This is a genomic window from Serratia proteamaculans, from assembly GCF_949794035.1.
Lineage (GTDB): Bacteria > Pseudomonadota > Gammaproteobacteria > Enterobacterales > Enterobacteriaceae > Serratia > Serratia proteamaculans.
This window is the reverse complement of sequence record NZ_OX461105.1, coordinates 4,977,101-4,989,976: the sequence shown is the minus strand read 5'-3', so window position 1 is coordinate 4,989,976 and position 12,876 is coordinate 4,977,101. Positions and strand designations below refer to the sequence as shown.

The window sequence follows — 12,876 nt, the reverse complement described above, 5'->3', positions numbered from 1 at the left end:
TGCCCCTTAGGGCGTGTACCTAAAACTGTTCCTGGCCGTCAAGGTCGGCGGACGCATGTCGTGCTGTTTCATACTGATATCAGCCAGCTCGCACACCCTGAGCAATCCCGGGGAGTGAAGAAGCCCGCACGAGCAGTTTTAGCTGCGCCCCCTGGCACAGGCGATCTTTGAGGGTGGTATTTTCGATGTCTAATTCGCTTTTATCCAGCGAAGCCAGCGAACTTGATTTGCTGAACGAACGTCCGTTTACCCAAACGGATCATGAGATTCTGAAGTCTTACGAAGCCGTGGTTGATGGCCTGGCGATGTTGATCGGCGGGCACTGTGAGATTGTGCTGCACGCACTGGAAGATTTGAAATGCTCGGCGGTACGTATTGCCAACGGGGAGCATACCGGGCGGCAAATCGGTTCGCCGATCACCGACCTGGCGCTGCGCATGTTGCATGACATGGCCGGCAATGACAGCAGTGTATCGCAAGCCTATTTTACCCGCGCCAAGAGCGGTGTGCTGATGAAGTCGGTGACTATCGCCATTCGCAACCACGATCAGCGGGTGATCGGCCTGCTGTGTATTAACATGAACCTCGACGTGCCTTTCTCTCAGGTGATGCAGACCTTTATGCCGCCGGAAACTCAGGAAGTGGCTCCTTCGGTTAACTTTGCGTCTTCCGTTGACGACTTGGTGGCTCAAACGCTGGAGTTCACCATTGAGGAAGTTAATGCCGATCGTAACGTCTCCAACAATGCCAAAAATCGTCAGGTGGTGCTGAACCTCTACGAGAAAGGCATTTTTGACATCAAGGATGCGATTAACCAGGTGGCGGATCGTCTGAATATCTCCAAGCACACCGTGTATCTGTACATCCGCCAGTTCAAAAGCGGCGATTTGGTGGGAACTGACCGCTGATGCTGAATTACTGCCTTTTGGTCACCGGGCCGGCGTATGGTACCCAGCAGGCCAGCAGTGCCTACCAGTTTGCTCAGGCTTTGCTGGCGAAAGGGCACCGCCTCTCCAGCGTGTTTTTTTACCGTGAAGGGGTGTTTAACGCCAACCAACTGACGGCGCCCGCCGGTGATGAGTTCGATTTGGTCCGCGGCTGGGTGCAGTTGGCACAGCAACACCGTGTTGAGCTCAATGTCTGCGTGGCGGCTGCGTTACGACGTGGGGTGACCGATGAACAGGAAGCGGCTCAGCAGGGGCTGGCTGCGGCAAACCTGCAGCCGGGTTTTATCCTCAGCGGGTTAGGTTCACTGGCAGAGGCGGCGCTGAGCAGTGACCGCCTGGTACAGTTCTAAGAGAATTTATGAAACGAGTCGCTTTTGTTTTTACCCAGGCTCCGCACGGCAGTAGCGGCGGCAGGGAAGGGTTGGATGCGTTACTGGCCACTTCGGCGCTGAGCGAAGATCTGGGCGTGTTTTTTATCGGTGATGGCGTGTTGCAGCTATTGCCGGGGCAGCAACCGGAAAAAATTCTGGCTCGCAATTACATTGCCACCTTTGGCGTATTGCCGTTGTATGACGTTGAGCAGTGTTATCTGTGCCAGGCATCCTTGCAGGAACGCGGTCTGAGTCAGGTGACCGACTGGGTGCTGGACGCCGAGGTATTGGCACCGGATGCGCTGCGTCAACAGTTAGCCGGCTATGATGCGGTGATGACTTTTTAGGAAATCCTGATGCTGTATACCCTTGGCCGTTCCCCCACTCAATGCGATTTACCTGCGTTGCTGCGCCTGGCGGCAGCGGGCGATGACCTGCTGTTGTTACAGGATGGCGTGCTGGCCGGCCTGGCCGGGAGTGCGCATCTTGAATTGCTGCTCAACGCCCCCATATCCCTTTATGCACTGCAGGATGACCTGGAGGCCAGAGGCCTGGTTGGTCATTTTTCGCACAAGATCACTGTCATCGGCTATAATCACTTCGTTGAATTAACCGAAAAACACCGCAGCCAAATGTCTTGGTGATGAGAGTATTGTTGTATATTTCTTGACACATCTACTACTCAGCCCTAAAATTCTGCGTCCCGTACTTTGCCAGTAGTGCATACGGGGGGATTTATCACATGTTTACGAAGCAACAAGCGAAGCAAAAACCAGGAGCTTTTTAATGGCAACAATTAATCAGCTGGTACGCAAACCACGCTCTGTGAAGGCTGCTAAAAGCAACGTTCCAGCGCTGGAAGCCTGCCCGCAGAAACGTGGCGTATGTACTCGCGTATATACCACCACTCCTAAGAAACCAAACTCCGCACTGCGTAAAGTATGCCGTGTGCGTTTGACTAACGGTTTTGAAGTTACCTCCTACATCGGCGGTGAAGGTCATAACCTGCAGGAACACTCCGTGATCCTGATCCGTGGCGGTCGTGTAAAAGACTTGCCAGGTGTGCGTTACCACACCGTCCGTGGTGCACTTGACTGCTCCGGTGTTAAAGACCGTAAGCAATCTCGTTCCAAGTACGGCGTGAAGAAGCCAAAGGCTTAATGGTTCTCCGTTAAGTAAGGCCAAACATTTTCACTTTAATGTCAAAATAAACTCGTAGAGTTTTGGACAATCCTGAATTAACAACGGAGTATTTCCATGCCACGTCGTCGCGTGATCGGCCAACGTAAAATCCTTCCAGATCCTAAGTTCGGATCCGAACTGTTGGCCAAATTTGTAAACATCCTGATGGTAGACGGTAAAAAATCTACTGCAGAAGCAATCGTCTATACCGCGCTGGAGACCCTGGCTCAGCGTTCTGGTAAAGATCACCTGGAAGCTTTCGAAGTCGCTCTCGACAACGTTCGCCCGACTGTAGAAGTTAAGTCGCGCCGCGTTGGTGGTTCTACTTATCAGGTACCAGTTGAAGTCCGCCCGGTCCGTCGTAATGCTCTGGCAATGCGTTGGATCGTTGATGCTGCTCGTAAACGCGGTGATAAATCCATGGCTCTGCGCTTGGCGAACGAACTTTCTGATGCAGTTGAGAACAAAGGTTCTGCTGTTAAGAAACGTGAAGACGTTCACCGTATGGCAGAAGCCAACAAGGCGTTCGCCCACTACCGCTGGTAATTGCCACGCAGTAGTTATGCTAACCAAGCGGGCGCTTCAAGAAGCCAACCCGCTTGGGTTAACCGAACTTGAACGCCTAAGGCAATAGAGGAATCAAATGGCTCGTAAAACACCCATTGAGCGCTATCGTAACATCGGTATCAGCGCTCACATCGACGCCGGTAAAACGACCACTACCGAACGTGTTTTGTTCTACACCGGTGTAAACCACAAAATCGGTGAAGTGCACGACGGCGCAGCTACCATGGACTGGATGGAGCAGGAGCAGGAACGTGGTATTACCATCACGTCCGCTGCGACTACCTGTTTCTGGTCTGGTATGGCTAAGCAGTTCGAACCACACCACATTAACATCATCGACACCCCAGGACACGTTGACTTCACCATCGAAGTAGAACGTTCTATGCGTGTTCTTGATGGCGCGGTAATGGTTTACTGTGCTGTTGGTGGCGTTCAGCCACAGTCTGAAACCGTATGGCGTCAGGCTAACAAATACAAAGTTCCACGCATCGCGTTCGTTAACAAAATGGACCGCATGGGTGCTAACTTCCTGAAAGTTGTTGGTCAGATTGAACAACGTCTGGGCGCAACTCCGGTTCCTCTGCAGCTGGCTATTGGCGCGGAAGAGAAATTCACCGGTGTTGTTGACCTGGTGAAAATGAAAGCCATCAACTGGAACGAAGCCGATCAGGGCGTGACCTTCGAATACGAAGAGATCCCGGCTGATATGCAAGAACTGGCTGAAGAATGGCATCAGAAACTGGTTGAGGCCGCTGCTGAAGGCTCTGATGAGCTGATGGAGAAATTCTTTGGTGGCGAAGAGCTGACCGAAGAAGAAATCAAAACTTCTCTGCGTAAGCGCGTTCTGAACAATGAAATTATCCTGGTTACCTGTGGCTCTGCGTTTAAAAACAAAGGCGTACAGGCAATGCTGGATGCTGTTGTTGAGTATCTGCCAGCACCAACCGACGTTGAAGCTATCAACGGTATGTTGGATGACGGTAAAGACACTCCAGCAGTTCGTCATTCTTCTGACACCGAGCCGTTCTCTGCTCTGGCGTTCAAAATCGCTACTGACCCATTCGTGGGTAACCTGACGTTCTTCCGTGTTTACTCCGGTCTCGTCAACTCAGGTGACACTGTATTTAACCCAGTGAAATCTCAGCGTGAACGTCTGGGCCGTATCGTTCAGATGCATGCTAACAAGCGTGAAGAGATCAAAGAAGTTCGCGCAGGCGACATCGCTGCTGCTATCGGTCTGAAAGACGTGACTACCGGTGACACTCTGTGTGATCCGAACAACGTGATCATTCTGGAGCGCATGGAGTTCCCTGAGCCGGTAATCTCCGTAGCCGTTGAACCAAAAACCAAAGCTGACCAGGAAAAAATGGGTCTGGCTCTGGGCCGTCTGGCGAAGGAAGATCCATCATTCCGCGTATGGACTGACGAAGAATCAGGTCAGACTATCATCGCAGGTATGGGTGAACTTCACCTGGACATCCTGGTTGACCGTATGCGTCGTGAATTCAACGTTGAAGCTAACGTGGGCAAACCTCAGGTTGCTTACCGTGAAGCGATTCGTTCGAAAGTTACCGATATCGAAGGTAAACACGCCAAGCAGTCTGGTGGTCGTGGTCAGTATGGTCATGTTGTAATCGACATGTACCCACTGGAGCCGGGCGTTAATCCGAAAGGCTACGAGTTCGTCAATGACATTAAAGGTGGTGTGATCCCAACGGAATACATCTCTGCCATTGATAAAGGCCTCCAGGAACAGCTGAAGTCTGGTCCACTGGCGGGTTACCCGGTTGTTGATCTCGGTGTGCGTCTGCATTTCGGTTCTTACCATGATGTTGACTCCTCCGAATTGGCGTTTAAACTGGCCGCTTCTATCGCCTTTAAAGATGGCTTTAAGAAAGCGAAACCTGTTTTGCTTGAGCCAATCATGAAGGTTGAAGTTGAAACGCCGGAAGAGAACACTGGTGACGTCATCGGTGACCTTAGCCGTCGTCGTGGTCAACTGAAAGGTCAGGAATCCAACGCTACTGGCGTTCAGATTCACGCTGAAGTTCCGTTGTCCGAGATGTTCGGTTACGCAACTCAACTGCGTTCTCTGACCAAAGGCCGTGCTTCTTACTCCATGGAGTTCCTGAAGTACGATGATGCGCCGAACAACGTCGCTCAGGCCGTTATTGAAGCCCGTGGTAAATAAGCTTTCGGGTTTAACACATTGATCAGTGCTCTCTCCATGAGGGGAGAGCATAAGAGTAAGGAATATAGCCGTGTCTAAAGAAAAATTTGAACGTTCCAAACCGCACGTTAACGTTGGTACTATCGGCCACGTTGACCACGGTAAAACTACCCTGACTGCAGCAATCACCACCGTTCTGGCTAAAACCTACGGCGGTTCTGCACGTGCTTTCGACCAGATCGATAACGCGCCAGAAGAAAAAGCTCGTGGTATCACCATCAACACTTCTCACGTTGAGTATGACACCCCGTCTCGCCACTACGCGCACGTTGACTGCCCAGGGCACGCCGACTACGTTAAAAACATGATCACCGGTGCTGCTCAGATGGACGGCGCTATCCTGGTTGTTGCTGCGACTGATGGCCCTATGCCACAGACCCGTGAGCACATCCTGCTGGGTCGTCAGGTTGGCGTTCCTTTCATCATCGTATTCATGAACAAATGCGACATGGTTGATGATGAAGAGCTGCTGGAACTGGTAGAAATGGAAGTTCGTGAACTTCTGTCTGCTTACGACTTCCCTGGTGATGACCTGCCGGTTGTTCGTGGTTCAGCGCTGAAAGCACTGGAAGGCGAAGCTGAGTGGGAAGCTAAAATCATCGAATTGGCTGGCTACCTGGATTCTTACATCCCAGAACCAGAACGTGCTATCGACCTGCCGTTCCTGCTGCCAATCGAAGACGTCTTCTCCATCTCCGGTCGTGGTACCGTTGTTACCGGTCGTGTTGAGCGCGGTATCGTTAAAGTTGGCGAAGAAGTTGAAATCGTTGGTATCAAAGACACCGTTAAGTCTACCTGTACCGGCGTTGAAATGTTCCGCAAACTGCTGGACGAAGGCCGTGCTGGTGAGAACGTTGGTGTTCTGCTGCGTGGTATCAAGCGTGAAGACATCGAACGTGGTCAGGTACTGGCTAAACCAGGTTCTATCAAGCCGCACACTCAGTTCGATTCAGAAGTGTACATCTTGAGCAAAGAAGAAGGTGGTCGTCATACTCCATTCTTCAAAGGCTACCGTCCACAGTTCTACTTCCGTACAACTGACGTGACCGGTACCATCGAACTGCCAGAAGGCGTTGAGATGGTAATGCCTGGTGACAACGTGAACATGGTTGTTACTCTGATCCACCCAATCGCGATGGATCAAGGCTTGCGTTTCGCAATCCGTGAAGGCGGCCGTACTGTTGGCGCTGGTGTTGTTGCTAAAGTTATCGCTTAATCGCGAATAATTTTTCGACACAAAAAGAGGGCACTTCGGTGCCCTTTTTTTATGCAATTCGCTCAAATCTTAATTGAAATAAAAAGCATTCTTATTTAGACTTACAACATTGGTTAAGAAGTGAGTCTCTCTATGTATGTATGTCTGTGTAATGCCGTGACTGATAAAGCGATCCGTAAGGCCGTGCGTCAGCACAATCCGCATACCATGAAACAACTGCGTGAACTTGTGCCTATTGGTACCGATTGTGGTAAGTGCATTCGTCAGGCAAGACAGATTATGGTGGAGGAAAGCGGAACCATTATTCATATGCACGAAGTTGCCTAACTAAAGGTAAGGTTATTTTTTGACTCTTGGCTTACAGCTTCTACACTTTTAGAACTGGCCAGGAGGAGTTACCTATGAAAGGCGATAAAAAGATCATTGCTCATCTCAACAAACTGCTCGGTAACGAGCTGGTTGCCATCAATCAATATTTCCTGCACGCCCGAATGTTCAAAAACTGGGGTTTAACTCGCCTCAATGACAAGGAATACCACGAGTCGATCGATGAAATGAAGCATGCCGATCGTTACATCGAGCGTATTTTGTTTTTGGAAGGTATCCCGAATTTGCAGGACCTCGGCAAGTTGAATATTGGCGAGGATATTGAAGAAATGCTGCGTTCCGATCTGGCCCTGGAGTTGGATGGCGCCAAGAGTCTTCGCGAAGGCATCGCTTACGCCGATTCCATCCATGACTATGTCAGCCGTGATTTGATGATAGAGATCCTGGCCGATGAAGAAGAGCATATCGACTGGTTGGAAACCGAACTGGATTTGATAGATCGCCTGGGGATTCAGAACTACGCACAGGCCCAGCTCTAGCAGATTAGCACCCGTTTTTCATTTAACAAATACGCTCCCCAGCCGGCAGGTTTTCTCTCTGGCAGGGCGGGGGGAGCAGGCACAACGCCGTATCGAAATTCCTCGCATGCCCCTGTTTATCACTTACCGATTTGCCGTCCAAGAAATAAACCTGCAATAAATGTCGATATCCTGAGCATATTTCCATCTGCGCCTTGCTTCTCGCTCTGTTTTGCGTATAATGCGCGGGCTTACCTAATCTTGGTAAGCCTGATTTTAGCGAATCAGTCGATTGGCAAGTTTGTTTTGCCTTTCGAACAATACTCCCGATATGGGGGTTATATGTTGACGATTACACTCCCCCATCAATCGAAATGGGTGTGAGGAGTAATTATTTACGTTTATAAATAATTGGAGCTCTGGTCTCATGCAGAACCAAAGAATCCGTATCCGCCTGAAAGCGTTTGATCATCGTCTTATCGATCAATCAACCGCGGAAATCGTCGAGACTGCTAAGCGCACTGGTGCGCAAGTCCGTGGTCCGATCCCGCTGCCAACTCGCAAAGAGCGCTTTACCGTTCTGATCTCTCCGCACGTTAACAAAGACGCGCGCGATCAGTACGAAATTCGCACTCACAAGCGTCTGGTTGACATCGTTGAGCCAACCGAGAAAACCGTTGATGCTCTGATGCGTCTGGATCTGGCTGCTGGTGTAGACGTGCAGATCAGCCTGGGTTAATCAGGTCATTGAGCGATTGAGAGGTTGAAACAATGATTGGTTTAGTCGGTAAGAAATTGGGTATGACTCGTATCTTCACTGAAGATGGCGTTTCTATCCCAGTAACCGTGATTGAAATTGAAGCGAACCGCGTGACTCAGGTTAAAGACCTGGCTAACGACGGGTACCGTGCTGTGCAGGTTACTACCGGTAGCAAAAAAGCTAACCGCGTAACCAAGCCGGAAGCGGGCCATTTCGCTAAAGCTGGCGTTGAAGCTGGCCGTGGTCTGTGGGAATTCCGCCTTGCAGAAGGTGAAGAGTTTGCTGCAGGTCAAAACATCAGCGTAGAAATCTTCGCTGAAGTTAAAAAAGTCGATGTTACCGGTACTTCTAAAGGTAAAGGTTTTGCCGGCACTGTAAAGCGCTGGAACTTCCGTACCCAAGACGCTACCCACGGTAACTCCTTGTCTCACCGCGTTCCGGGTTCTATCGGTCAGAACCAGACTCCGGGCAAAGTGTTCAAAGGCAAGAAAATGGCTGGCCACCTGGGTGACGAGCGTGTAACCGTTCAAAGCCTGGACGTAGTACGTGTTGACGCTGAGCGCAACCTGCTGCTGGTTAAGGGTGCTGTACCGGGCGCAACCGGTGGCAACCTGATCGTTAAACCAGCTGTGAAGGCGTAAGGGGATAGCAATGGAATTAGTATTGAAAGACGCGCAAAGCGCGCTGACTGTTTCCGAAACTACCTTCGGTCGTGACTTTAACGAAGCGCTGGTACACCAGGTTGTTGTTGCTTATGCAGCAGGTGCCCGTCAAGGTACTCGTGCTCAGAAGACCCGCGCTGAAGTGACTGGTTCCGGTAAAAAACCGTGGCGCCAGAAAGGTACCGGCCGTGCGCGAGCAGGTTCTGTAAAGAGCCCGATCTGGCGTTCAGGTGGTGTGACCTTCGCTGCAAAGCCACAGGACCACAGTCAGAAAGTAAACAAAAAGATGTACCGCGGCGCGCTGAAAAGCATCCTGTCCGAACTGGTACGTCAAGATCGTCTGATCATTGTCGAGAAGTTCTCTGTAGAAGCGCCTAAAACTAAGCTGCTGGCACAGAAACTGAAAGATATGGCTCTGGAAGATGTGCTGATCGTGACCGGTGAACTGGATGAGAATCTGTTCCTGGCTGCTCGCAACCTGTACAAGGTTGACGTGCGCGATGTAGCAGGTATCGACCCGGTTAGCCTGATCGCCTTCGACAAAGTGGTTATGACTGCTGATGCTGTGAAGCAAGTTGAGGAGATGCTGGCATGATCCGTGAAGAACGTCTGCTGAAAGTGCTGCGTGCACCGCACGTATCTGAAAAAGCATCCGCTGCGATGGAAAAAACTAACACCATCGTACTCAAAGTTGCCAAAGACGCGACCAAAGCAGAAATTAAAGCTGCAGTGCAGAAACTGTTTGAAGTCGAAGTCGAAGACGTTAACACCCTGGTAGTTAAAGGGAAAGTGAAGCGTCACGGTCAGCGTGTTGGTCGTCGTAGCGACTGGAAAAAAGCTTACGTCACCCTGAAAGAAGGCCAGAATCTGGACTTCATCGGCGGCGCAGAGTAAGTCGGAGGAGTAAGAACAATGGCAATTGTTAAATGTAAACCTACATCTCCGGGTCGTCGCCACGTTGTTAAAGTGGTTAACCCTGAGCTGCACAAGGGTAAACCTCATGCCCCGTTGCTTGAGAAACTGAGCAAAAGCGGTGGCCGTAACAACAATGGCCGAATCACCACCCGTCATATCGGTGGTGGCCACAAGCAACATTATCGTCTGGTTGACTTCAAACGCAACAAAGACGGTGTGGCTGCAGTGGTTGAGCGTCTGGAATACGATCCGAACCGTTCCGCGAACATCGCGCTGGTTCTGTACAAAGACGGCGAACGCCGTTATATCCTGGCGCCGAAAGGCCTGAAAGCTGGTGACCAGATCCAATCTGGCGTTGATGCTGCAATCAAGGTAGGTAACGCCCTGCCAATGCGCAACATCCCAGTGGGTTCAACGGTTCATAACGTAGAAATGAAACCAGGTAAAGGCGGTCAAATCGCTCGCTCTGCTGGTGCCTACGTTCAGATCGTTGCACGTGATGGTTCCTACGTAACTCTGCGTCTGCGCTCAGGCGAAATGCGTAAAGTTCCAGTTGATTGCCGCGCCACCTTAGGTGAAGTCGGTAACGCTGAACATATGCTTCGCGTTCTGGGTAAAGCAGGTGCTGCACGTTGGCGTGGTGTTCGTCCTACCGTTCGCGGTACGGCGATGAACCCGGTCGATCACCCGCACGGTGGTGGTGAGGGTAAAAACTTTGGTAAACACCCAGTAACACCATGGGGCGTTCAGACCAAAGGTAAGAAAACCCGTAGCAACAAGCGTACTGATAAGTTCATCGTACGTCGCCGTAGCAAAAAATAATTAGAGGATAAGCCATGCCACGTTCTCTCAAGAAAGGTCCTTTTATTGACCTGCACTTGCTGAAGAAGGTAGAGAAAGCGGTGGAAAGCGGTGACAAGAAGCCTTTGCGCACTTGGTCCCGTCGTTCAACGATCTTTCCTAACATGATCGGTTTGACCATCGCTGTCCATAATGGTCGTCAGCACGTACCAGTGTTCGTTTCCGATGAAATGGTCGGTCACAAACTGGGTGAATTCGCGCCGACTCGCACTTATCGCGGCCATGCGGCTGATAAAAAAGCTAAAAAGCGCTAAGGTAGGAGGAAGAGATGGAAACTATCGCTAAACATCGCCACGCTCGTTCTTCTGCACAGAAGGTCCGCCTTGTTGCAGACCTGATCCGCGGTAAGAAAGTGTCGCAAGCTCTGGAAACTCTGGCCTACACCAACAAGAAAGCTGCTGGTCTGGTTAAGAAAGTGCTGGAGTCTGCCATTGCTAACGCAGAACACAACGATGGCGCTGACATCGATGATCTGAAAGTCACGAAAATCTTCGTAGACGAAGGCCCAAGCATGAAGCGCATTATGCCGCGTGCAAAAGGTCGTGCAGATCGCATCCTGAAGCGCACCAGCCACATTACTGTGGTTGTGTCCGATCGCTGAGACTCTGGAGACTAGCAATGGGTCAGAAAGTACATCCTAATGGTATTCGCCTGGGTATTGTCAAACCTTGGAACTCTACTTGGTATGCGAATACCAAAGAATTCGCTGACAACCTGGACAGCGACTTTAAAGTTCGTCAATTCCTGATTAAGGAACTGGCGAAAGCTTCCGTTTCTCGCATCGTTATCGAGCGTCCTGCGAAGAGCATCCGTGTGACTATTCACACTGCTCGTCCAGGCATCGTTATCGGCAAGAAAGGTGAAGATGTCGAAAAACTGCGTAAGGTCGTAGCGAACATCGCTGGCGTTCCTGCGCAAATTAACATCGCCGAAGTCCGTAAACCGGAACTTGACGCTAAATTGGTTGCTGACAGCATCACTTCACAGTTGGAACGTCGCGTTATGTTCCGCCGTGCTATGAAGCGTGCTGTACAGAACGCAATGCGTCTTGGCGCTAAAGGTATCAAAGTTGAAGTAAGCGGCCGCCTTGGCGGTGCTGAAATCGCGCGTACCGAATGGTACCGTGAAGGTCGTGTTCCGTTGCATACACTGCGTGCGGATATCGATTACAACACATCTGAAGCGCACACCACTTATGGTGTAATCGGCGTTAAGGTATGGATCTTCAAAGGTGAGATCCTGGGTGGTATGGCTGCAGTTGAACAACCGGAACCGGCTGCTCAACCTAAAAAGCAGCAGCGTAAAGGCCGCAAGTAAGGAGAGTCGCTGATGTTACAACCAAAGCGTACAAAATTCCGTAAGATGCACAAAGGCCGCAACCGTGGTCTGGCGCAGGGTACGGATGTTAGCTTCGGCACTTTCGGTCTGAAAGCTGTTGGCCGTGGCCGTCTGACTGCTCGTCAAATCGAAGCAGCTCGTCGTGCAATGACTCGTGCAGTTAAGCGTCAAGGTAAAATTTGGATCCGTGTATTCCCGGACAAACCAATTACCGAGAAGCCGCTCGAAGTGCGTATGGGTAAAGGTAAGGGTAACGTGGAATATTGGGTTGCCCTGATCCAACCTGGGAAAGTCCTGTACGAAATGGACGGTGTACCAGAAGAGGTCGCCCGTGAGGCATTCAAGCTGGCTGCAGCTAAATTGCCGATCAAAACCACCTTTGTAACTAAGACGGTGATGTAATGAAAGCACAAGAGCTGCGTGAAAAAAGCGTTGAAGAGCTGAACACTGAGCTGCTCAACCTGCTGCGTGAGCAATTTAACTTGCGCATGCAGGCGGCAAGTGGCCAGCTGCAACAAACTCACCTGTTGAAACAAGTGCGTCGTAATGTCGCACGCGTTAAGACTTTACTGACTGAAAAGGCGGGTGTGTAAATGACTGATATTAACCGTACTCTGCAGGGTCGTGTTATTAGTGACAAAATGGAGAAATCCATGGTTGTTGCTATCGAGCGCACGGTGAAGCACCCGATCTACGGGAAATTCATCAAGCGTACGACCAAGCTGCACGTACATGACGAGAACAACGAATGTGGTATCGGTGACGTGGTAGAAATCCGCGAATGCCGTCCACTGTCTAAGACTAAGTCTTGGACGTTGGTTCGCGTTGTAGAGAAAGCGATTCTGTAATAGAGTAGCTGGCTCTAACTTATAAACGGCTCAGAAAATGAGCCGTTTATTTTTTCTACCCATACTTTGGAAGCGGTGTTATAATGCTGCGCCCTCGGTTATGGGGCTTTTCAACGATCTAGTAATAGGTCCTA

General features: G+C 50.6%; 21 protein-coding genes. All 21 read left to right on the top strand.

Annotated elements, in window-relative coordinates; translation table 11 throughout:
- Window positions 1-185: 185 nt before the first annotated feature.
- Window positions 186-908: a helix-turn-helix transcriptional regulator gene (locus QOT07_RS23260; RefSeq protein ID WP_165366404.1), complete on the top strand. Its 723-nt coding sequence runs from the start codon at window positions 186-188 to the stop codon at window positions 906-908.
- Window positions 908-1,297 carry a sulfurtransferase complex subunit TusD gene (tusD, locus tag QOT07_RS23255; RefSeq protein WP_099063556.1) on the top strand — a complete coding sequence of 130 codons (390 nt, stop codon included), beginning with the start codon at window positions 908-910 and terminating at the stop codon, window positions 1,295-1,297. The genes QOT07_RS23260 and tusD overlap by 1 nt, the downstream gene beginning before the upstream one ends.
- A gap of 8 nt (window positions 1,298-1,305) precedes the next feature.
- A complete protein-coding gene (gene tusC / locus QOT07_RS23250) occupies window positions 1,306-1,665 on the top strand; it encodes a sulfurtransferase complex subunit TusC (RefSeq protein ID WP_112349085.1) in 360 nt (119 codons plus the stop codon).
- 9 nt (window positions 1,666-1,674) lie between these two features.
- Window positions 1,675-1,962 (top strand): sulfurtransferase complex subunit TusB, encoded by a 288-nt coding sequence (tusB, locus tag QOT07_RS23245; protein ID WP_099063558.1) that lies wholly within the window; start codon window positions 1,675-1,677, stop codon window positions 1,960-1,962.
- Window positions 1,963-2,104: 142 nt separating this feature from the next.
- Window positions 2,105-2,479: a 30S ribosomal protein S12 gene (rpsL, locus tag QOT07_RS23240; RefSeq protein ID WP_025122329.1), complete on the top strand. Its 375-nt coding sequence runs from the start codon at window positions 2,105-2,107 to the stop codon at window positions 2,477-2,479.
- A 96-nt stretch (window positions 2,480-2,575) separates the two neighbouring features.
- A complete protein-coding gene (gene rpsG / locus QOT07_RS23235; protein ID WP_012147229.1) occupies window positions 2,576-3,046 on the top strand; it encodes a 30S ribosomal protein S7 in 471 nt (156 codons plus the stop codon).
- A gap of 97 nt (window positions 3,047-3,143) precedes the next feature.
- The gene (gene fusA / locus QOT07_RS23230; protein ID WP_085119770.1) at window positions 3,144-5,258 is read left to right on the top strand and encodes an elongation factor G; all 2,115 of its coding nucleotides are present in this window, start codon (window positions 3,144-3,146) and stop codon (window positions 5,256-5,258) included.
- 70 nt (window positions 5,259-5,328) lie between these two features.
- Entirely contained in the window at window positions 5,329-6,513 is a 1,185-nt protein-coding gene (gene tuf, locus QOT07_RS23225; protein ID WP_208718396.1) for an elongation factor Tu, read from the top strand.
- A gap of 132 nt (window positions 6,514-6,645) precedes the next feature.
- Complete coding sequence (bfd, locus tag QOT07_RS23220; protein ID WP_017894251.1) at window positions 6,646-6,840, top strand: bacterioferritin-associated ferredoxin; 195 nt, start codon at window positions 6,646-6,648, stop codon at window positions 6,838-6,840.
- 74 nt (window positions 6,841-6,914) lie between these two features.
- Window positions 6,915-7,379, top strand: a complete 465-nt coding sequence (bfr, locus tag QOT07_RS23215) for a bacterioferritin (protein ID WP_099065725.1) — start codon at window positions 6,915-6,917, stop codon at window positions 7,377-7,379.
- 406 nt (window positions 7,380-7,785) lie between these two features.
- Complete coding sequence (gene rpsJ, locus QOT07_RS23210) at window positions 7,786-8,097, top strand: 30S ribosomal protein S10 (protein ID WP_001181005.1); 312 nt, start codon at window positions 7,786-7,788, stop codon at window positions 8,095-8,097.
- Window positions 8,098-8,129: 32 nt separating this feature from the next.
- Window positions 8,130-8,759: a 50S ribosomal protein L3 gene (rplC, locus tag QOT07_RS23205; protein WP_085119646.1), complete on the top strand. Its 630-nt coding sequence runs from the start codon at window positions 8,130-8,132 to the stop codon at window positions 8,757-8,759.
- A gap of 10 nt (window positions 8,760-8,769) precedes the next feature.
- Window positions 8,770-9,375: a 50S ribosomal protein L4 gene (rplD, locus tag QOT07_RS23200; RefSeq protein WP_085119645.1), complete on the top strand. Its 606-nt coding sequence runs from the start codon at window positions 8,770-8,772 to the stop codon at window positions 9,373-9,375.
- A complete protein-coding gene (gene rplW, locus QOT07_RS23195; RefSeq protein ID WP_012147222.1) occupies window positions 9,372-9,674 on the top strand; it encodes a 50S ribosomal protein L23 in 303 nt (100 codons plus the stop codon). Before rplD ends, rplW begins: the two co-directional genes overlap by 4 nt.
- A gap of 18 nt (window positions 9,675-9,692) precedes the next feature.
- Window positions 9,693-10,517, top strand: coding sequence for a 50S ribosomal protein L2 (gene rplB, locus QOT07_RS23190; RefSeq protein WP_099065724.1), 825 nt, complete (start codon window positions 9,693-9,695; stop codon window positions 10,515-10,517).
- A gap of 14 nt (window positions 10,518-10,531) precedes the next feature.
- On the top strand, window positions 10,532-10,810 hold the full coding sequence (rpsS, locus tag QOT07_RS23185; RefSeq protein WP_004929772.1) for a 30S ribosomal protein S19: 279 nt from the start codon (window positions 10,532-10,534) through the stop codon (window positions 10,808-10,810).
- A 14-nt stretch (window positions 10,811-10,824) separates the two neighbouring features.
- Complete coding sequence (gene rplV, locus QOT07_RS23180; protein WP_004391423.1) at window positions 10,825-11,157, top strand: 50S ribosomal protein L22; 333 nt, start codon at window positions 10,825-10,827, stop codon at window positions 11,155-11,157.
- Window positions 11,158-11,174: 17 nt separating this feature from the next.
- Window positions 11,175-11,873, top strand: a complete 699-nt coding sequence (gene rpsC / locus QOT07_RS23175; RefSeq protein ID WP_012147220.1) for a 30S ribosomal protein S3 — start codon at window positions 11,175-11,177, stop codon at window positions 11,871-11,873.
- 12 nt (window positions 11,874-11,885) lie between these two features.
- Window positions 11,886-12,296, top strand: a complete 411-nt coding sequence (gene rplP, locus QOT07_RS23170) for a 50S ribosomal protein L16 (RefSeq protein WP_004951171.1) — start codon at window positions 11,886-11,888, stop codon at window positions 12,294-12,296.
- A complete protein-coding gene (gene rpmC / locus QOT07_RS23165; protein ID WP_004951169.1) occupies window positions 12,296-12,487 on the top strand; it encodes a 50S ribosomal protein L29 in 192 nt (63 codons plus the stop codon). The genes rplP and rpmC overlap by 1 nt, the downstream gene beginning before the upstream one ends.
- On the top strand, window positions 12,488-12,742 hold the full coding sequence (rpsQ, locus tag QOT07_RS23160) for a 30S ribosomal protein S17 (RefSeq protein WP_012147219.1): 255 nt from the start codon (window positions 12,488-12,490) through the stop codon (window positions 12,740-12,742).
- Window positions 12,743-12,876: the final 134 nt, after the last annotated feature.

What these genes read in the sequence shown, in the direction of transcription:
- QOT07_RS23260 (WP_165366404.1), top strand. Translation starts at nt 186, where the DNA reads ATGTCTAATTCGCTTTTATCCAGCGAAGCCAGCGAACTTGATTTGCTG.
- tusD (WP_099063556.1), top strand. Translation starts at nt 908, where the DNA reads ATGCTGAATTACTGCCTTTTGGTCACCGGGCCGGCGTATGGTACCCAG.
- tusC (WP_112349085.1), top strand. Translation starts at nt 1,306, where the DNA reads ATGAAACGAGTCGCTTTTGTTTTTACCCAGGCTCCGCACGGCAGTAGC.
- tusB (WP_099063558.1), top strand. Translation starts at nt 1,675, where the DNA reads ATGCTGTATACCCTTGGCCGTTCCCCCACTCAATGCGATTTACCTGCG.
- rpsL (WP_025122329.1), top strand. Translation starts at nt 2,105, where the DNA reads ATGGCAACAATTAATCAGCTGGTACGCAAACCACGCTCTGTGAAGGCT.
- rpsG (WP_012147229.1), top strand. Translation starts at nt 2,576, where the DNA reads ATGCCACGTCGTCGCGTGATCGGCCAACGTAAAATCCTTCCAGATCCT.
- fusA (WP_085119770.1), top strand. Translation starts at nt 3,144, where the DNA reads ATGGCTCGTAAAACACCCATTGAGCGCTATCGTAACATCGGTATCAGC.
- bfd (WP_017894251.1), top strand. Translation starts at nt 6,646, where the DNA reads ATGTATGTATGTCTGTGTAATGCCGTGACTGATAAAGCGATCCGTAAG.
- bfr (WP_099065725.1), top strand. Translation starts at nt 6,915, where the DNA reads ATGAAAGGCGATAAAAAGATCATTGCTCATCTCAACAAACTGCTCGGT.
- rpsJ (WP_001181005.1), top strand. Translation starts at nt 7,786, where the DNA reads ATGCAGAACCAAAGAATCCGTATCCGCCTGAAAGCGTTTGATCATCGT.
- rplC (WP_085119646.1), top strand. Translation starts at nt 8,130, where the DNA reads ATGATTGGTTTAGTCGGTAAGAAATTGGGTATGACTCGTATCTTCACT.
- rplD (WP_085119645.1), top strand. Translation starts at nt 8,770, where the DNA reads ATGGAATTAGTATTGAAAGACGCGCAAAGCGCGCTGACTGTTTCCGAA.
- rplW (WP_012147222.1), top strand. Translation starts at nt 9,372, where the DNA reads ATGATCCGTGAAGAACGTCTGCTGAAAGTGCTGCGTGCACCGCACGTA.
- rplB (WP_099065724.1), top strand. Translation starts at nt 9,693, where the DNA reads ATGGCAATTGTTAAATGTAAACCTACATCTCCGGGTCGTCGCCACGTT.
- rpsS (WP_004929772.1), top strand. Translation starts at nt 10,532, where the DNA reads ATGCCACGTTCTCTCAAGAAAGGTCCTTTTATTGACCTGCACTTGCTG.
- rplV (WP_004391423.1), top strand. Translation starts at nt 10,825, where the DNA reads ATGGAAACTATCGCTAAACATCGCCACGCTCGTTCTTCTGCACAGAAG.
- rpsC (WP_012147220.1), top strand. Translation starts at nt 11,175, where the DNA reads ATGGGTCAGAAAGTACATCCTAATGGTATTCGCCTGGGTATTGTCAAA.
- rplP (WP_004951171.1), top strand. Translation starts at nt 11,886, where the DNA reads ATGTTACAACCAAAGCGTACAAAATTCCGTAAGATGCACAAAGGCCGC.
- rpmC (WP_004951169.1), top strand. Translation starts at nt 12,296, where the DNA reads ATGAAAGCACAAGAGCTGCGTGAAAAAAGCGTTGAAGAGCTGAACACT.
- rpsQ (WP_012147219.1), top strand. Translation starts at nt 12,488, where the DNA reads ATGACTGATATTAACCGTACTCTGCAGGGTCGTGTTATTAGTGACAAA.